The organism is Polaribacter sp. KT 15, from assembly GCF_900143115.1.
In the GTDB taxonomy this organism is placed as follows: domain Bacteria; phylum Bacteroidota; class Bacteroidia; order Flavobacteriales; family Flavobacteriaceae; genus Polaribacter; species Polaribacter marinaquae.
This window is the reverse complement of the sequence record NZ_LT670850.1, coordinates 1,455,532-1,473,363: the sequence shown is the minus strand read 5'-3', so window position 1 is coordinate 1,473,363 and position 17,832 is coordinate 1,455,532. Positions and strand designations below refer to the sequence as shown.

19 protein-coding genes are annotated in these 17,832 nt (G+C 29.0%); 13 read left to right on the top strand and 6 right to left on the bottom strand.

Going from position 1 to position 17,832, the window contains the following annotated elements; translation table 11 throughout:
- The first annotated feature begins 16 nt into the window (after positions 1-16).
- From B5464_RS06575 to B5464_RS06565, 3 genes are all read left to right on the top strand, one after another.
- Complete coding sequence (locus tag B5464_RS06575; protein WP_079737716.1) at positions 17-745, top strand: GLPGLI family protein; 729 nt, start codon at positions 17-19, stop codon at positions 743-745.
- Between the two features lie 208 nt (positions 746-953).
- Positions 954-1,679 carry a GLPGLI family protein gene (locus B5464_RS06570; protein ID WP_079737715.1) on the top strand — a complete coding sequence of 242 codons (726 nt, stop codon included), beginning with the start codon at positions 954-956 and terminating at the stop codon, positions 1,677-1,679.
- An 8-nt stretch (positions 1,680-1,687) separates the two neighbouring features.
- Positions 1,688-4,360 carry a carboxypeptidase-like regulatory domain-containing protein gene (locus B5464_RS06565; protein ID WP_079737714.1) on the top strand — a complete coding sequence of 891 codons (2,673 nt, stop codon included), beginning with the start codon at positions 1,688-1,690 and terminating at the stop codon, positions 4,358-4,360.
- Between the two features lie 52 nt (positions 4,361-4,412).
- On the opposite strand, the gene B5464_RS06560 is transcribed toward B5464_RS06565, so the two are convergent.
- Complete coding sequence (locus B5464_RS06560; protein WP_079737713.1) at positions 4,413-5,048, bottom strand: viroplasmin family protein; 636 nt, start codon at positions 5,046-5,048, stop codon at positions 4,413-4,415.
- Positions 5,041-5,613 carry a phosphoribosylglycinamide formyltransferase gene (locus tag B5464_RS06555; RefSeq protein ID WP_079737712.1) on the bottom strand — a complete coding sequence of 191 codons (573 nt, stop codon included), beginning with the start codon at positions 5,611-5,613 and terminating at the stop codon, positions 5,041-5,043. The genes B5464_RS06560 and B5464_RS06555 overlap by 8 nt, the downstream gene beginning before the upstream one ends.
- 170 nt (positions 5,614-5,783) lie before the next feature.
- Here B5464_RS06555 and B5464_RS06550 point away from each other — a divergent pair, with 170 nt between their 5' ends.
- The 5 genes from B5464_RS06550 (at position 5,784) to pyk (ending at position 10,015) form a co-directional block, all read left to right on the top strand.
- Positions 5,784-6,020, top strand: coding sequence for an acyl carrier protein (locus B5464_RS06550; RefSeq protein ID WP_004569249.1), 237 nt, complete (start codon positions 5,784-5,786; stop codon positions 6,018-6,020).
- Positions 6,021-6,027: 7 nt separating this feature from the next.
- Positions 6,028-7,281, top strand: coding sequence for a beta-ketoacyl-ACP synthase II (gene fabF, locus B5464_RS06545; RefSeq protein ID WP_077810578.1), 1,254 nt, complete (start codon positions 6,028-6,030; stop codon positions 7,279-7,281).
- Between the two features lie 3 nt (positions 7,282-7,284).
- Entirely contained in the window at positions 7,285-8,025 is a 741-nt protein-coding gene (gene rnc, locus B5464_RS06540; protein WP_077810577.1) for a ribonuclease III, read from the top strand.
- Positions 8,026-8,115: 90 nt separating this feature from the next.
- Positions 8,116-8,586, top strand: coding sequence for an IPExxxVDY family protein (locus B5464_RS06535; RefSeq protein ID WP_079737711.1), 471 nt, complete (start codon positions 8,116-8,118; stop codon positions 8,584-8,586).
- A gap of 1 nt (position 8,587) precedes the next feature.
- Entirely contained in the window at positions 8,588-10,015 is a 1,428-nt protein-coding gene (gene pyk, locus B5464_RS06530; protein ID WP_079737710.1) for a pyruvate kinase, read from the top strand.
- A gap of 229 nt (positions 10,016-10,244) precedes the next feature.
- On the opposite strand, the gene B5464_RS06525 is transcribed toward pyk, so the two are convergent.
- On the bottom strand, positions 10,245-12,542 hold the full coding sequence (locus tag B5464_RS06525; protein ID WP_079737709.1) for a M28 family peptidase: 2,298 nt from the start codon (positions 12,540-12,542) through the stop codon (positions 10,245-10,247).
- Between the two features lie 106 nt (positions 12,543-12,648).
- On the opposite strand from B5464_RS06525, the gene B5464_RS06520 reads away from it, so the two are divergent.
- Positions 12,649-13,113, top strand: a complete 465-nt coding sequence (locus B5464_RS06520) for a CBS domain-containing protein (protein WP_079737708.1) — start codon at positions 12,649-12,651, stop codon at positions 13,111-13,113.
- 3 nt (positions 13,114-13,116) lie between these two features.
- Here B5464_RS06520 and B5464_RS06515 read toward each other — a convergent pair whose 3' ends face one another.
- From B5464_RS06515 to B5464_RS06505, 3 genes are read right to left on the bottom strand one after another with little or no spacing between them, the layout of a single operon-like run.
- The gene (locus B5464_RS06515) at positions 13,117-13,788 is read right to left on the bottom strand and encodes a hypothetical protein (RefSeq protein ID WP_079737707.1); all 672 of its coding nucleotides are present in this window, start codon (positions 13,786-13,788) and stop codon (positions 13,117-13,119) included.
- A gap of 49 nt (positions 13,789-13,837) precedes the next feature.
- Positions 13,838-14,191 (bottom strand): hypothetical protein, encoded by a 354-nt coding sequence (locus tag B5464_RS06510; RefSeq protein ID WP_077810571.1) that lies wholly within the window; start codon positions 14,189-14,191, stop codon positions 13,838-13,840.
- Between the two features lie 14 nt (positions 14,192-14,205).
- Positions 14,206-14,754, bottom strand: a complete 549-nt coding sequence (locus B5464_RS06505; RefSeq protein WP_077810570.1) for an HNH endonuclease — start codon at positions 14,752-14,754, stop codon at positions 14,206-14,208.
- Between the two features lie 193 nt (positions 14,755-14,947).
- Here B5464_RS06505 and B5464_RS06500 point away from each other — a divergent pair, with 193 nt between their 5' ends.
- From B5464_RS06500 to B5464_RS06485, 4 genes are all read left to right on the top strand, one after another.
- A complete protein-coding gene (locus B5464_RS06500; RefSeq protein WP_079737706.1) occupies positions 14,948-15,286 on the top strand; it encodes a single-stranded DNA-binding protein in 339 nt (112 codons plus the stop codon).
- A gap of 110 nt (positions 15,287-15,396) precedes the next feature.
- On the top strand, positions 15,397-15,879 hold the full coding sequence (locus tag B5464_RS06495; protein ID WP_079737705.1) for a hypothetical protein: 483 nt from the start codon (positions 15,397-15,399) through the stop codon (positions 15,877-15,879).
- Positions 15,880-15,966: 87 nt separating this feature from the next.
- On the top strand, positions 15,967-16,899 hold the full coding sequence (locus B5464_RS06490; RefSeq protein ID WP_079737704.1) for a hypothetical protein: 933 nt from the start codon (positions 15,967-15,969) through the stop codon (positions 16,897-16,899).
- Positions 16,900-17,076: 177 nt separating this feature from the next.
- Positions 17,077-17,829, top strand: coding sequence for an SDR family NAD(P)-dependent oxidoreductase (locus B5464_RS06485; RefSeq protein ID WP_079737703.1), 753 nt, complete (start codon positions 17,077-17,079; stop codon positions 17,827-17,829).
- The last annotated feature ends 3 nt before the right edge of the window (positions 17,830-17,832 follow it).

Genomic DNA, 17,832 nt, shown 5'->3' with positions numbered 1-17,832 from the left:
AATAAAATAATTGATTATGAATAAAGTTATACGGTTGTTATTCTTTTGTACATTAGGTGTTTATTCTCAAAATAAAGGAATTATAACCTACAGTGTATCTAAAGTAAAAATTGATACTCAAAAATATTTTGAAGGAAAAAAGGATAATCCTGAACTAAAAAAAATGGTAAATTCCTTTATTAATACTAAGGATGAATTAACATACTTATTATATTTCAATGCAGATGAATCTATATTTTTTAAAAGTAAAAAATTAAACTTACCTAACAGAAAAGAAAAACTTCTAGATATATTGGCAGGTAATGGGGTGTATTATGTAAACCTAAATGATAAAAAAGTCTTACATCAAAAAGAATTTGGAGGAGAATTATTTTTAGTGCAATCTAATTTTTTTAAATGGACTTTAACACAAGACGTTAAAATAATAAAAAATTATAAATGCTATAAAGCTATAGGGGTAAAAACAGTTGAAAACAGTAAAGGTATTTTTAAAAAGAAAGTTGTAGCCTGGTATGCACCTTCTATTAATATTAATTTTGGACCAAAAGAATATACTGGATTGGCGGGTGCTATTTTAGAGTTAAACGATAGTGACCTTATGTATTCAGTTAGAAAAATTGATCTAAATACTAAAAAAGAAATTAAAATTAAAAAACCAAAAAAAGGAAAAAAATTAACAGATGTTGAGTTTGAATTGATGACTAAAAAACTCTTTTATGAAAGAAATTGGAAACAAAGAAATTAATTATAAAAAAGTTACATAAATATTCTAATACCAGTTTTTATTAATATTTTGTCTTACAATTTTAAGCTTACCAAATATGTAACTCTTCAAAGTGGTTTATAAGATAGTATGCAAACTTTAAATATGTTGTAAAATATAGAAGCCTAGAATATTAATTGAAACCATTTACTTTTTATTTCGTTCTTAATAATAAAAAGCCGTTCGTTTTATGAAAAAGAAAACCATTTTAACACTTATCATTTTTATAAACACCATTGTTTTTTCGCAAAACATAAGTGGTAAAGTTACTTATGTTGTTTCTATGGAATCTTTAACGAAAGAAAAAATAGATTCAATTTCTAAATCTTTTAAAAAGAAAAACATAAAAATGGGTAAATGGATGCGTAATATATTTGAAAATACGCCCAATGTAAGTGCATACTTAGAATTTTCTAATGATGAATCTTTGTATTATGTGGAAAATGAAATGCAAAATGATGGAAAACCTGTTTTTAATGTGAATAGAACTTTTGCAGGAGGAGAAGATAGATATTATAAGAATATTAAAACAAAAGAATTTTATCATGAAAGTGATGTTTTTGATGAACTTTCATTAATAGAAATCCCTATTAAAAAATGGAAATTAACACAGGAATCTAAAATTATAGGAGGTTATTTGTGTTACAAAGCAATAGATTTAAGTTATAAAAGCAATAGTACCTTTGCTTGGTTTACACCAGAAATACCAGTAAGTTTTGGGCCTAAAAAGTTTGTAGATTTACCTGGTTTGGTGCTTGAGGTACAGTTAAAAAGTAGAAAAATTATTGCAAGTAAAATAATACTTAATCCTAAAGAGGAAATAAATATTAATAAACCTACAAAAGGCAAAAGAGTAACCGCAGAAGAAGCTAAAAAAAGGTATTCTAATTTTTGGAACAGTGTACAAAAACAATAAAAGTTTATATGAAAAAGATAAGTCTATTAGTATTGTTTTTTAGTGTATCTATTTCATTTTTCGCCCAAAAAATAACACTTTCTGGAGCTGTAAAAGATAGTTTACAAAACCCAATGCCGTATGCAAATGTTATAGCAAAGCCCAAAGATGTCTCTAAAAATCTAAAATTTGCAATAACAGATAATGACGGTTATTATAAACTGCTTTTAGAAAAAGGAGATACTATTAACATTAGTATTTCTTATTTAGGTTACAAACCTATAGAATATCAGTTTATTGCTTTTAAAAATACTAAAAAAGATTTTGTATTACAACAATCTTCAGAAAGTTTAGATGAAATTGTTATCGAATTGCCAGTAACAGTTAGAGGTGATACCACAACCTATAAAACAGACAAATTTACAGATGGTTCTGAACGCAAACTTAAAAATGTTTTAAAAAAATTGCCAGGTGTAGAAGTCGATAAAAACGGTAGTGTTACTGTACAGGGCAAAAAGGTAATCAAAATGTTGGTAGATGGCAAAAAGTTTTTTGGTGGTAATTCTAAATTGGCCTTAGAAAATATTCCTGCAAATGCTGTGGGTAATGTAGAAGTAATAGACAATTATAATGAAGTAGCTTTTTTAAAAGGATTAACAGATTCTGATGAAATGGCAATGAATATCAAACTAAAAGAAGATAAAAAACGGTTTCTTTTTGGTGATGTAGAAGTTGGTAAAGGCAATGAAGATTTTTATAAGACCAGTGCTAATTTATTTTATTATGCGCCTAAAATAAACGTAAATTTGATAGGAAACATAAATAATGTAAACGAAAAAACTTTCACGACTAAAGATTATATAAGTTTTTCTGGTGGTGTAAATGCCATTTTTAGCGGTAATTTTAATTTTAAAGGAGGCGCTTTTTCGCAGTTTATGCAAAGCAATGATGTATTAAAAAGCAAACAAAAGTTTGGCGCACTTAACATTACAAAAACGGCAACTTCTAAATTAGATGTTTCTGGTTTTGCCATTTTTTCTGGTACAGAAACTACCAATTTTAAAGAAGATTTTAATCAGTATACGACTTTTACAGAAGCAAGAACTAACAAAACAATTGCAGATAATTTATTAGGAATTGGAAATTTAAACTTAGAGTATACACCTAATTCTAAAGAAAAATGGTACGTAAGAACGCAGGTAAAAAGAACTAATAATACTATTGATAATAGCTTAAATTCTATAGTAAACGCTACTTCAAATTTAATTACAACAGATAAAAGTTTAAAAGCTACGTACATTAATCAGAATATAGAATGGCACAAAAGACAAAATGATGCACATACGTTTTCTTCTGTGTTTAGTTATGTTTTAGATAAAAACAATCAAAATGCTTTTTGGGAAACCGAAAACCCAATTTTACAAGGTTTAATTCCTACGGATAATAACCAAGATTTATTAAGAATTCTCCAAAATAAAAGCACTCAGGAGCAAAATATAGATTTTGTTTTTAAGCATTTTTGGGAAATCAATAACAGCAATCATATTTATACAACTGGTGGTAACAAGTTTTTAAATGAAGATTTTTCTACGGATGATAGTCAAAAGCTAGATAACGGAACAATCAATAATTTTTTTAATGGTGGGTTTGGTAACAATCTTAATTTTAAATTAAATGATTTGTTTGTAGGAATGCATTACAAGTTTAGAACAGGCATTTTTACGTTAAAACAAGGTGCTTTTTTACATAATTATAATTGGCAGTTAAATCAGCAAACACAAACCACAAAAAACAAATGGGTGGTTTTGCCAGATTTTTTAGCAAAAATTGAGTTTAATAAATCGAAAAAAATTACTATTAATTACAATTTAAAAACTTCTTTTTCTGATGCGAGTAGGTTTGCCAATCGTTTTTATTTACAATCGTATAATTCTGTTTTTAAAGGAAATGAAAATTTAGAAAACAATTTATACCACGCAGCAAGAATTTATTATAGTCGCTTTAGTTTGTACAGAGGTTTAATGCTGTTTGCCAATTTAAATTACAATAAACAAATAAAAGGTGTTAGAAATACGGTTGCTTTTGATGTAAATAATACAGAAGAAACGCAAAGAATCAATCAGTTTTTAACAACGAAATTATTTAGCAATCCGTCGGAGGATTTAAGAGGAACTGTGCATTTAGAAAAAAGCATAAAAAACATAAAATATAAATTTGATGTTGGTTTTAAAAACGCTAGTTATGTGCAAGAAATAGACAACAACCTACAAACCAATAAAAATAATAGTTATAATTACGAAGTTGGTTTCGAAACGATGTTCGATAATTTACCTACCCTAGAACTTGGTATAAGTAGAGATATTGGGCGCTTTATTTCTAGTAACAACACTTCTAAATTTATCACCACAGAACCTTTTGTAACCCTAGATTACGACTTTTTAGACGGCTTTGTTTTTAATTTTGATTATAGAAAAAGCATCTACGAAAATAAAGATTTGGGGCAGAAAAATATTTATGAAATAGCAAATGCAACCTTGTCTTATAAAAAAGAAGACAGTGCTTGGTCTTATAAAATTAGTGCACAAAATATGTTTAACGCTCAGTTTAAACAAAGCAATCGTTTTTCAGATTATGTAGTTTCAGATTCTAAAACTTTTATTTTACCAAGAATTATAATGTTTAGTATTGGGTATAATTTGTAATTTCAGTTAACAATAATTTTATTGATAACTGTGTATTGCTATTGAATACCATTTACTTCCTACCAAAATCTGCAGGAATTTCTCCCCATGCTTTGGTTTCCCATTTTAAAATTGGGTTTTTAAAAGTATTTTCTTTCAACCATTTTTCTGCTCTTTTAATCAGTTCTAAAATGTCTTTATTAGAAGCATCAAAATGCATGTTGGTTTTACATCTTTTTTGTTTAATCCAACTCATGGCAATTTTAGAATCAGAATAAATAGGAATATCTTCTTTGTTTTTGCTTTTTAAAAGTGCAATACCATGTACCAAAGCTAAAAACTCGCCAATATTATTGGTTCCTTTAGCGTAAGGTCCTTTTCTAAAAATTTCTTGTTTATTGTGCGTTAAAACACCTCTGTATTCCATTTTACCGGGGTTTCCTGCACAAGCAGCGTCTACAGAAATACTCTCTAAATTTGGTTTGCCGTATTTTGTTTTATCAGCAATAGAAAGTGTCGGTTTTTTGGTGTTTTTACCAATATAATCAGTAAAATTTTTAGAAAACGCAACTTCAGCATCATCTAGGCTTGCAAAAGATTTGTATTGTGCACCTTCGAAGCCGTCAATTTGTTTTTTACAAACATTCCAAGACTTATAAATTCCTTTTTTACGTCCGTTCCAAACCACATAAAACTTTTTTTTACTCATTTGTAGCTAAAATAACTTCTTCTATAACCTTCGGAAAGTAGCGTTGTTCTAATAAATGAATCTTTTCTGCAATGGTTTCTGGTGTATCCTGCTCGTTTAAAGCTGTATTTGATTGAAAAATGATGGCACCTTCGTCGTAATTTTCATTTACATAGTGAATTGTAATACCTGTTTCGGTTTCGTTATTATCTTTTACGGCTTTATGAACATGCATTCCGTACATCCCTTTTCCGCCATATTTTGGTAATAATGCTGGGTGAATGTTGATGATTTTCTTAGGAAAAGCATCGACTATTTTTTGTGGAATTCTCCATAAAAAACCAGCTAGAATTATATAATCTGCTTCGTTTTTTAAAATATTTAAGACCGTATCTGTTTTAGAAAAATCGTTTCTATTAAAGTGTAAACAATTAATATTTAAGTTTTTACATCGTTCAAAAACTTTGGCATGCTCATTGTTACACAACACTTTAGTAACCTTAGCGGTTTTAGTATGATTAAAAAACTTAATAATGTTTTCTGCGTTCGAACCCGAACCAGAAGCAAAAACAACAATACGCTTCATATCTATATATCTAAGCTACAAAAAAAAGAATAATTATTAACAAACTGATTGTTTTGAGTAAAGATTAAATTATTTTATTTACTTTTAATAATCATTTTTGGGACAAAAATTAGTTATAATTAATAAGATTTGTATTTTTGCCCCGATTTAAAATTTAAAATTAAAAAATTATGTCAGACATTGCATCAAGAGTAAAAGCGATTATCGTAGACAAATTAGGCGTTGACGATAACGAAGTAACAACAGAAGCTAGCTTCACAAATGATTTAGGAGCAGATTCTTTAGATACTGTTGAGTTAATTATGGAATTCGAAAAAGAATTTGATATCCAAATTCCAGATGATCAAGCAGAAAACATTGGTACTGTAGGTCAAGCGGTTAGTTATATAGAAGAAGCAAAAAAGTAAGAATTATATGCAATTAAAACGAGTTGTAGTCACTGGACTTGGCGCATTAACGCCAATTGGTAATAATATTGAAGAATATTGGAACGCCTTAGTTAACGGAGTTAGCGGAGCAGCACCTATCACTTACTTTGATGCTGCCAAGTTCAAAACTCGTTTCGCATGTGAACTTAAGGGCTTTAAGGTTAATGATTTTATTGACAGAAAAGAAGCCCGTAGAATGGATCGATTTACGCAATATGCAATGGTAGCTTCGGATGAAGCAATTGCAGATGCAGATTTAGATCTAGAAAACATTAACAAATTACGAGTTGGTGTAATTTGGGGAGCTGGTATTGGAGGTTTAGAAACTTTTCAAAATGAAGCTATAAATTTTGGTGCTGGAGACGGTACACCAAGATTTAACCCTTTCTTTATACCAAAAATGATTGCTGACATTGCGCCAGGACATATTTCTATTAAAAACGGATTTATGGGGCCAAATTATACTACAGTTTCTGCCTGTGCATCTTCTGCAAACGCGATGATAGATGCTTTAAATTACATTAGATTAGGCCACTGCGACGTTATTGTTACGGGTGGTTCTGAAGCTGCTGTAACATATGCAGGTGTTGGTGGTTTTAACGCAATGCACGCTTTGTCAACTAGAAATGAATCTCCAGAATCTGCATCGAGACCTTTTGACGCAGAAAGAGATGGTTTTGTTTTAGGAGAAGGAGCCGGAGCAATTATTTTAGAAGAGTACGAGCATGCAAAAGCAAGAGGTGCAAAAATATATGCAGAAGTAATTGGAGGCGGTATGTCTTCGGATGCTTATCATATGACAGCGCCACATCCAGAAGGTTTGGGTGTAATTGCAGTAATGAAAAATTGTTTAGAAAATTCTGGTATTAAACCAGAAGATGTAGATCATATCAATACACACGGTACATCTACACCACTTGGTGATGTTGCAGAATTAAAAGCAATATCAGAAGTTTTTGGAGACCACGCTAAGAATATCAATATCAATTCTACAAAATCTATGACTGGGCACTTATTAGGTGCAGCAGGTGCTATAGAATCGATTGCTTCTATTTTAGCAATGAAACATAGTTTGGTGCCGCCAACAATTAATCATTCTAATGCAGATGAAAATATAAACCAAGAACTTAATTTAACTTTAAATAAACCTCAAGAAAGAGAAATTAAAGTTGCAATGAGTAATACTTTTGGTTTTGGTGGTCATAATGCTTGTGTAGCATTTAAGAAATTAGATGAGTAGTTTATGAATAGTTTTATTCGTAAAATAGTTCAACCGCATTCTAAAGAAGATGCAGAATTTCATAACGAATTAAGAAAACTACTAAATTTTTCTCCAAGAAAAATAAATCAATACAAAAAAGCTTTTACCCATCGATCTGTTCAAATGTTAGACAGAAAAGGGAATCCTATAAACTACGAAAGATTAGAGTTTTTAGGAGATTCTATCTTAGGGTCTGTAATTGCTGCTTATTTATATAAAAAAGTTCCTACAGGTACAGAAGGTTATTTAACACAAATGCGCTCTAAAATTGTTAGTAGAGAGCATTTAAATGAGTTGGGTAAAGACTTAAATTTAATAAGATTTGTAAAAAGTAATATCGATCAATCTAATGTTGGCGATAATATTCATGGTAATATTTTTGAAGCATTAATTGGTGCTATTTATTTAGACAAAGGATATAATTTTTGTCAGAAATTTATATACCATAATGTAATTGTACCCTACGTAGATATCGAAAAACTAGAAGGTAAAATTACTAGTTATAAAGGTTTGATAATAGAGTGGTGCCAAAAGCAAAAGAAAATTTACAGCTTCGATACTTACGAAGATTCTGGTAACGACCCTGTAAAACATTTTAGTGTTAAAGTAAGTATAGATGGCGAGCAAGTTGCCAAAGGTAGAGCTACATCAAAGAAAAAAGCAGAAGAGCAAGCATCTAAAAGAGTCTATTTTGCTTTTCAAAAGCAAATTTCTCTAGATTAAAGCGATAACGTTTTCGTTAAAATAACTTAGAATACTCGTAAACTATTAGTAATTTAGCAAGATTAAATACTAAAAGTAAATTTACGATATATGCAAATTCATGCTTTAGGTTTAGAAGATTTTTGTGAAGAAGAATACTCTTTAATAGGTATTCATACAGCATTAGAAGACTACAGGCTTGCATATTTACTAAACAAAAATTTAAGCATAAAATTTTCTAAATCGACCAAAAATTTAGAGTTCGAAAAAGATAATAATTTAGCATCATTTTCTATCTATAATTTTTCAAGTAAAAAATACGATTACGATTGGTTTTTAATTGCAAATAGCTTTAAAAATGAGAACCAAACACAGTCTAACGAGTTACTTTTAACTACAGAAACTAGAACTTACTTAATTCCGGAAAAGAAGAAAGTAGATTTTTTTATTAAAATTTCTGGTGAAGTAGGCGATGCTTATGTTATAAATACAGTAAAAAAAATAAAGGAAATTGAACAAGTAATAACATCTTATTCAATAGATAAAAACACACTAAAGTCTAAAGACTTTTTAATATTTTAATATGACAGATTATAAAAAAACTAAAATCGTTGCAACGTTAGGACCCGCTACAGGTACTAAAGAAATTTTAACAAATTTAGCAAAAGAAGGTGTAAACGTCTTCAGAATTAATTTTTCTCATGCAGAATATGAAAATGTAAAGAAGACTGTTAAGACTATAAGAGAAATTAATGAAGAAAATGATTTCAACGTAGCTATTCTTGCAGATTTACAAGGACCAAAACTTCGAGTTGGTGTTATGGAAGATGGTGTAGTTTTAGAAGACGGAGATCTATTTACATTTACTACAGAAAAATGTACAGGTACTAAAGAAAAAGCTTTTATGACCTATCAACGTTTTCCTAAAGATGTAAAAGTAGGAGAACAAATTTTAGTAGACGATGGTAAACTATTATTTGAAGTAGTATCTACAGATAAAGATAAAGAAGTAGTTGTTAAAACGATAGTTGGTGGTCCTTTAAAATCTAAAAAAGGAGTAAACTTACCAAATACAGCAATTTCTTTACCCGCTTTAACAGAAAAAGATAAAGAAGATGCAGTTTTTGCATTAAGTTTAAATGTAGATTGGATGGCACTATCTTTTGTTAGAACGCCAGAAGATTTAAGGATGCTAAGAGATTTAATCGATCAACATTCAGAATATAGAGTACCTGTAATTGCAAAAATAGAAAAGCCAGAAGCTGTTGCAAATATAGATTCTTTAATTCCTTATTGTGATGGTTTAATGGTAGCTCGTGGAGATTTAGGAGTAGAAATTCCTATGCAAGACGTACCGTTAATTCAAAAGAAATTAGTTAGAAGAGCAAAAAGAGCAAGAATACCTGTAATTATTGCAACGCAAATGATGGAAACAATGATCGACAACTCTGTACCAACAAGAGCAGAGGTAAATGATGTTGCAAATTCTATTATGGATGGTGCAGATGCAGTAATGCTTTCTGGAGAAACTTCTGTTGGTAAACACCCAATTAGAGTTATTCAAAAAATGGCAGAAATTATTAAATCTGTAGAAAATTCTAGAATGATAAAAGTGCCACATGAAGCACCACATATTAGAACGAATAGATTTATTACAAAAGCAGTTTGTCATCATGCAGCATTAATGGCAAATGATATCGATGCAGCGGCAATTTCTACATTAACAAATAGTGGTTATACAGCGTTTCAAATATCTGCTTGGAGACCACAATCGTCAATTTTAGCCTTTTCATCAGAAAGAAGAATTTTAGGAAAATTAAACTTACTTTGGGGTGTTAAAGCATTCTATTACGATAAAAATTTAAGTACAGATGATACTGTTGTAGATATTAATAAACTATCTAAAGATAAAGGATACGTAAAAGAAGGCGATTTAATGATTAATCTTACTTCTATGCCAGTAGAAGCAAAAGGTATGGTAAATACATTAAGAGTGTCAGAAATAGACTAAAAAGCTATTCTTTTAAAGAAAATAAAAAGCATTTTGAGAAATCGAAATGCTTTTTTGTTTTTTAAATATTATTATATAATTTTATTACTGTTTTTCTTATTTTAAAAATGGCACAAACATCTTTTTTAGATGAAAGTATTAAACGATTCAATAAAAAAATATTAAAGCAGCGTTAATCTGGGCTAAGCTATTTTAAGAATAGTTTATATTTTCTAAAGTCTAAATCACTTTAAAAAACAAGCTTTTTAGAGATAATAATAGCATCATTAGTAACAAAAGGCATTGGCATCATTTCTTCGGTTCTTGGCTTTATGTTGAAGTTTTTGTTGGTTAACAAATCATAAGAAATTTCATTTAAAATAATATCTAATTTCTCGTTCACATCAACAGTAAAAGAAATTGTTAATTCTTTGTCACTATTTCCAAAGTGATAAATTAAAAATGTACCAGGTTTTGCTTTGTATTTTTTACCATCATTAACCAACATATCATTTACTTTAAATTGATGTAAACTAATGTTGTTTTTGGTTATAAATTCGAATTTATTAACTTTTCTTGTAGGTAAAAAGGTTAACTCTAAAAATCGTTTTGAGCCAATAATTGTATCTAAATCTGTGATTAAATTAGCATTTTCTATATTTTTAAAACTAGTTTTTTTAGCAAATTTAAAACGTGTGTTGTATTTACTTTTTGTGTCGGCATTTTCAAGTCCGCCCTCAGAGTAATCAGTATTAAAAATTTGTTTAGTATAAGCGTCTAAAATGGTATTGTAAGTTCCGTAATAAGCAGTTTTATCATCAGAATTCTGAATGTAAACGATGCTGTTAGGTTTCTTGTTTTCTGTTGAAAATCCGCTATTATACGTTGCCAAACCAAAAAATACTATAGCTAATATGCCACTTAATTTCTGAGTAAAAAAAGCTTTCTTTTGATGAAAACTAAGAATCATCAAACCAAAAACCAACACAATAAAAATTGCGCTAACAAAGACTATTTTTAAACCTAAACCAACAGGAAACATTTTAACCAAAGGAGCAAAAATATAAAGAGTTGGTATCGATAAAATGGTAAATAATATTCTTTTAGAACCTTCTTTTAAGTCTAAGAAAATTGCAATTGCTAAAATTAGTAAGGCACTAATAACCGGAATAATAAAAAAGCCAGCACCTTTTAGTGTGTAAGCAATAATTAAATTAATAATTAACCAGAAAAATAAGGGCGCTACTAGTAAGTTTGTAGGTTTTAATTCTTTTGCGCTACGCTTATAGATTGTAAACAATAACCAAAGATTTAAAAATACAAAGGCCGTAATATATTGATAACCATTGTAAGTAAAACCGTGTAAAATATCTTTGTACTGCGGATGTATAATTTGTAATAATTGCCATAATCCGAAAGAAATTAATCCGCATAAAACCAATGAAACTAAAAACGGTACAAAACCTTTAAAAATTCCTTTTGCATCTATTTTATTAAGTGAAATTCCGAAGAAAAGCAAAATAATAAAAACAATTAAACAACCTATTGTTAATGGTTTTACCCAAGAAAACGGAAATGTAAGCATTTTAATAAACGGAAAATTTACATACACAAAATCTTCTTCAGAATTTAAATTTGATAGACTTGCGTTTGCAAAATAATTTAAAGAGGTTGTAAAGTAATCTGCTTGATGTAAAAGTGTTTCTCGGTCTAATCTTTCATAAGAATCTTGCGCTGTATGATAATCAAAATGATCGCCAATAAAAGCAAAGTTAAATCCGTTAATATTTCCACTTTCTCTAAAAACAGTTAAATCTGTATCGTTTGGTAGTTTTTTATAAATAGAATACATTAAAGAATTTGCTGCCGGAAAATTGGGTTTTGTAGCCAAAAACTCTGATAGTAATTTGCTGTTTTTACCATTTGTTTCCATAAGCATATAGCTTGGTCCGCCACTTCCTCTAGCTTCAAAATTTAAAACCAAACCAACGTTTTTAGCCCAAGAATGTTGATCTACAAATGCTTGCGCACCTAATAAACCTAGCTCTTCTGCATCAGAAATTAAAATAATGATATCATTTTTTGGGGTAGCTCCTTTTGCTAAAAAAGCTCTAATTCCTTCTAAAATAGTAACTACGCCAGAGCCAGCATCACTTGCAGCTAAAGAAGAGTGTGGGTTTGCGTCGTAATGAGTAAGTAGAAGTAAAGCTTTATCAGAATTTGTGCCTTTAATTTTAGCGATAATATTTTCTGCAGTAGTAGCGGCAAACCATTTTTTGTTGATAGCAGTTTGGGTCTGAATTTGCGGTTTTAATCCCATTTTTTGCAACTCTGTTACAATGTAATTCTGCACATTTTTATGTTCATCAGAACCAACATAATGGGCTTTTGTACTAATGTTTTTTAAATGATGTAAGGCATTGTCTAAAGAAAAAGATGTTTCGTTTGTGTTTTTAGAAGTATTTATAGAGGGTTTTAAACTACTAAAACTCCAAAAAATTACACCTAAAATTAGTAGGGTAGAAACAATCGTAGAAAATTTATTCATGCTAAAATTTTATTTCTATAAAAGTAGTGAATTAAAAAAAATTATCATCAAAAGTAAAACCGATTAAAAATTTTGCTAACTTTAGTACAACTAAAAATCTAATATTATGGGAATTAAGAGCTTTCAAGGTAAAAGAGAAACCAATCAAATTAAAGAAGAAACACAAATTTTAGTGTCGGATTATATGACTACAAATTTGGTAACCTTTAAAGCAGAAGATTCTTTAGATTATGTGATAGAACAGTTGATTATTAATAAAATTTCTGGTGGACCTGTGGTAAATGAAAAAAATGAGCTTGTTGGTATTATTTCTGAAACGGATTGTATAAAACATATTTCTGAAAGTAAGTACTACAATATGCCTGTAGATACAAATAATACTGTTGGTAAATATATGGTTACAGATGTAGATACTATTGATAAAAACATGAATATTTTTGATGCAGCATTTAAATTTATTTCATCTAGAAGAAGAAGATTTCCTGTAATTGAAAACGGTAAACTTATAGGACAATTAAGTCAAAAAGATGTATTAAAAGCTGCTATTAGTGTAGAGGGTAATACATGGTAAATGTTATCTTCTTTTGCTAAAATTAATTGAAGGTAAATCTGTTATTATCAATTTTTGATTTTCGGTACTTACCAGTTCTGCAATCTTAGAATATGGGTAACCATTAACAGGTTCTTTAAGGTTTTTCCATTTGGCGATGCCAGCAACTGTAACTGTTTCTTCTAACTCTATAATTGCCTCTGTGTATCTTAAAGATTTATTAAAACCCAAAAAACCTTCACTTTTAATATTATAGTTTTTTAAAAGTTCTAAAAATTCTTTTGTAGGGCTGTTAAATGTACCTGATGAAGTTTTTTTATCTACAACTAAATAACTTTTAAAGTTTTTTGGTTTTAAGCTAGGTCTCACAATTACGTGTTCACCTTTACTTTTTATAAAAAATTCTTGAATTTTAGATTCTTGAATTAAAGTTTTCCAATGAGAATTCTTACCGTTGCTTCTTTTTTCTTCTATTATAATTTTATAATAGACGCATTCTCTTTTACTAAAAGGCGCAATAAGTGGTTGTTTTACATGCAATGCTTTACCAGTAACTTTTGTAAAACTATTAGTTTTTAAACCACCAACAGGCTTATTTGGCGTTTTAGCAAGAGTTCTTATAATTACTTGTTTATTACTAAAGTAATAGATAGCAATTGCCAGTATTATTAAAGCGATTAATACAATAAAAATCATAGTGTCTTTTTGTAAGTTAGTAGCTCTAACTTACAAAAAGTTACACTTCTTATTTATCTTTTCTAATTAATAAAAAAGTTTCATTTTCTAAAGCTAAATAACCTTCATTGTAAATGTAATGGTACAAGTTGCCGGTTTTTGTTTTATAAATTGATGTAAAAAACTGAAAATCGAAACCCTTGTCATACAATTTAGTTCGACTAACTTTAGTTTTACCCGTAGAATTTAAATCAGAAAGTATTTTATAATTTTTTCGAAGTCTATTATTAATATTTCTGATTAAATTTTTACTGTCTTTATTAATTCGGTTATTGTACGAGTTTCTACAATAATCAGAACAGAATTTTTTATCGATTCTACCCTTTAGCAGCTCGTTGCACTCTAAACACTCTTTTTTTTCCATTAATAGCAATCTTATTACACTTTTACTTCACCCCAATTTTCGCCAGATTTAATTCTTCTTAACTGCATTGTTGTAATACCAAATTGACTTGCAATAATTCTTAATCTAGTTCTTCTGTTAGGGTCTAACAACTTTTTCTTAATAATTCTAACTTTACCTTCTGTTAATTTTGCGCCAGGTTTAATACCAAATTTTGCAATTCTTTTAGGATTCGTTATTTGGTGTTTTGTTAATTCTTTTTGATTTACCCACTTTAAATTTTGATAGTAATTATCTTTTAAATCGTGGTTTAAATGAATTACAAATTTTTGATCTTCTTCTTTTTTTAGAAATAATAAACCAACAACTCTGTGCACATAAGCATTTGCTTTTCTCTTACTACCTATTTTGGGGTATGTAAAGGTTTCAAAATTGTTAATTTGACCAATTCTAAGAAGTTCGAAGACACCCTCTTCAATTTCTCTTTTTACTCTTCCGTAATTAGAAACGTAAAGTTTTTCTCTAGCAACATCATAATTTTCTTTTTCAAATAGCTTCCATTGTTCACTTCTGTACGATTTCATGTCTATAAGATTTTCATTTAGTAAATATACTAAAAATTATCCGTTTACAAACGACTACAAGTAATTACAACCGAAAGTAATTGTTTTAAAACCGAATAAGGAAGCAGTAGTGTCGCAATTTTGCAATGTCTAAACGAGTAGACAAAGTAAAATATAAACTTGCATTACATAATAAATGCACAAAACTTATCTTATGAATACGTTAAGAAACAAAGTACAGTTAATTGGTAGATTAGGTCAAGAGCCAGAAATAATAACTTTTAAAGATGGCAACAAAATGGCAAAATTTTCTATGGCAACAGATGATAGTTATAAAGACAAAGAAGGTAACAAAGTAGAGCGTGCTTATTGGCATAACATTATTATTAAAGGCGGACTTGTAAAAGTTGTAGAAAACTATATAAACAAAGGACAAGAAATTGCGGTAGAAGGTAAGTTAACCAACAGAACTTATAATACAGAATCAGGAGAAAAACGATACGTAACAGAGATTTTAGTAAGCGAATTATTGATGTTAGGAAGTAATTCTTAAAGGATATTAAAATATTGAAAAAAATAAAATCTACTCAATTTGAGTAGATTTTATTTTATCTTGGCATATCATTTGACATACTAAGACTAAACTAGAAAAAAATGAAAGTCATGAAAATCTTAACAATCTTAACCATATTATTTGGTTTTTCTCAATGTGGTAGTAGTTCAATAATTAAAAACCCTGCTTTTAAAGTAGAAAAAGCATTTTATAATAACTGGGTTGGCGGTCAAAAAGGTGTTGCTGGTACAAAACTTGAAATTCAATTAGAAAATGCTTTAGAAATAGAGTTTGATTCGATTTATTTTCAAAATAAAATAGCCAAAGCAGAGGTTGTTGTAAATGGTAATAAAGTACAATTGATTGGTCATTTTTCTACAAATGTAAATATAAAAAGAGATGTTATTTTAGATTCAAACCCTACTAAAGAATTAGAAAATACTTTGCCAACTGTTAAAAAGTTTCCTTTTCAATTAGATAAAAACGAGGCAATAATCAGTTTTAATAAAGATGGTAAATCTGTTTTTTACAAAGTAAAGAATATAAAAGAAGTTCAATCTCGCGCTTTTCCTACGGCTCAAAAAAATAATTAAAACATTGATTTTTAACGGATTGTGATTTAAAATAATTTTTGGCACGCAATTTGAATATTTCTAACTGTAACTTTAAAACTACAGCTTATGAAATCTTTAAAACTACTTTTTACATTTATTTTAACAGGAGCATTTTTAGGCTCATGTACCACAGTTTTCGAAGACAATTTTATAGAGAATGAAATCTCTTTAGAAGAAGTTGTATCTAATTACGATTTGTGGTACGTAGATTATCACAGAACTATTGGTAACGGAGACATTCCGTTTGTTGCTAAAGCTTTTACTTTATCATTTTTAGATGGCGTTTTATATGCAAATAATAATATAGCAGATATTGGTTTTACAGGAAATGGTTTAGGTATAGATGTTGGTACATATGACACGTATACAGGTCTTTTAGAAACAAGACACGATTTAGACGGAAGAAATGATTTTGAAGTAACTATAACTTCTAACAACGAAATTAGATTGTATAATTACAGACAAAATGTTACTTATTTTCTAATTGGTTACCAGACAAATACTTTTGATTATGACAAGTTGTTCTATGATAACATAGAGTATTTTTTACAAGAGTATCAAGCTTGGGAGAAAACAAGTACAACAGGCGGAGTGCCTAATGCATTTGATTTAGAAAATTACTTGCAATTTACTCCAGAAAATACAACTACTTTTTATAGTTCTCAAGACAACTTTGGCACACAAATTGCAAATATAAATTGGAGTTACGTTGGAGATTATGAAGTGTTTGATGTAACTGGTTTCGAAGACCTTAAAATATTAACACTTAATTATGATGGCGGAGATATAGAAGAGTTTGAATTAAGCGTTATAAATGATGGAAAGATTAGTCTTTACAACATAGAGTCTGAAACAACATATGTTTTTAATGGTAGAGGTTTTGTACAATATTTAAAAACTGACGCATCAGAAAAAAGTGCAAAATCTATTGTAAGGAATTCGAATAGAAAACGTACTAAAATAGTAAGAAAAACAAAAATTAGAAGAAATTTAAAATAAAGTTTGGTTAGTTGATTTTTGGTTGGTTATTGCTTAATAACCAATTGAAAGAGAAACCGTCCTGAGGAGGACGGTTTTTTCTTTGTTAATAATTGCTAAAAAGTATCTTTATCATTTAATTTTAAGCCAAAAAGATTTCATAATTTTATACTAAGTTTTAGCTTAAAATAAAAAAACATGAAATTAACAGCATTTATTACTGGCGCAACATCTGGTATTGGCGAAGCAACAGCAAAAATCTTTGCAAAAAATAATATTAGATTAATTCTTTGTGGTAGAAGATTAGATAGATTAGAATCTTTACAAAAAGAATTAAGTATTATTACAGATGTTACTATTTTACAATTTGATGTTTCTAATAGAGCTGCCGTAGAAAAAGCAGTTGCATCACTTCCAGAAAATTTTAAGCAGATAGATATTTTAATTAATAATGCTGGTAATGCACATGGTTTATCTACAATACAAGAAGGTAGTTTAGATGATTGGGATGCAATGTTAGATATTAATGTAAAAGGATTATTGTATGTTTCTAAAGCTATATTTCCGCAAATGATAGAAAGAAACAATGGTTTTATAGTAAACATCGGTTCAATTGCTGGTAAAGAAGTATATCCGAACGGAAATGTTTATTGCGCCTCTAAACACGCTGTAAATGCTTTAAATAAATCTATGAGAATAGATTTGAATAAACACAATATTCGTGTTTCTGCAATTCATCCAGGAGCCGTAGAGACAGAATTTTCAGAAGTTCGTTTTAAAGGAGATTCTAAAAAAGCAGCAGCAGTTTATAGCGGTTATAAAGCTTTACAAGCAGAAGATATTGCAGATATTATTCATTTTGTTGTAACAAGACCATATCATGTAAATATCGAAGATTTAGTAGTATATCCAACAGCACAAGCAAGTGCTACAATTTTAAATAAAGAATAAAAG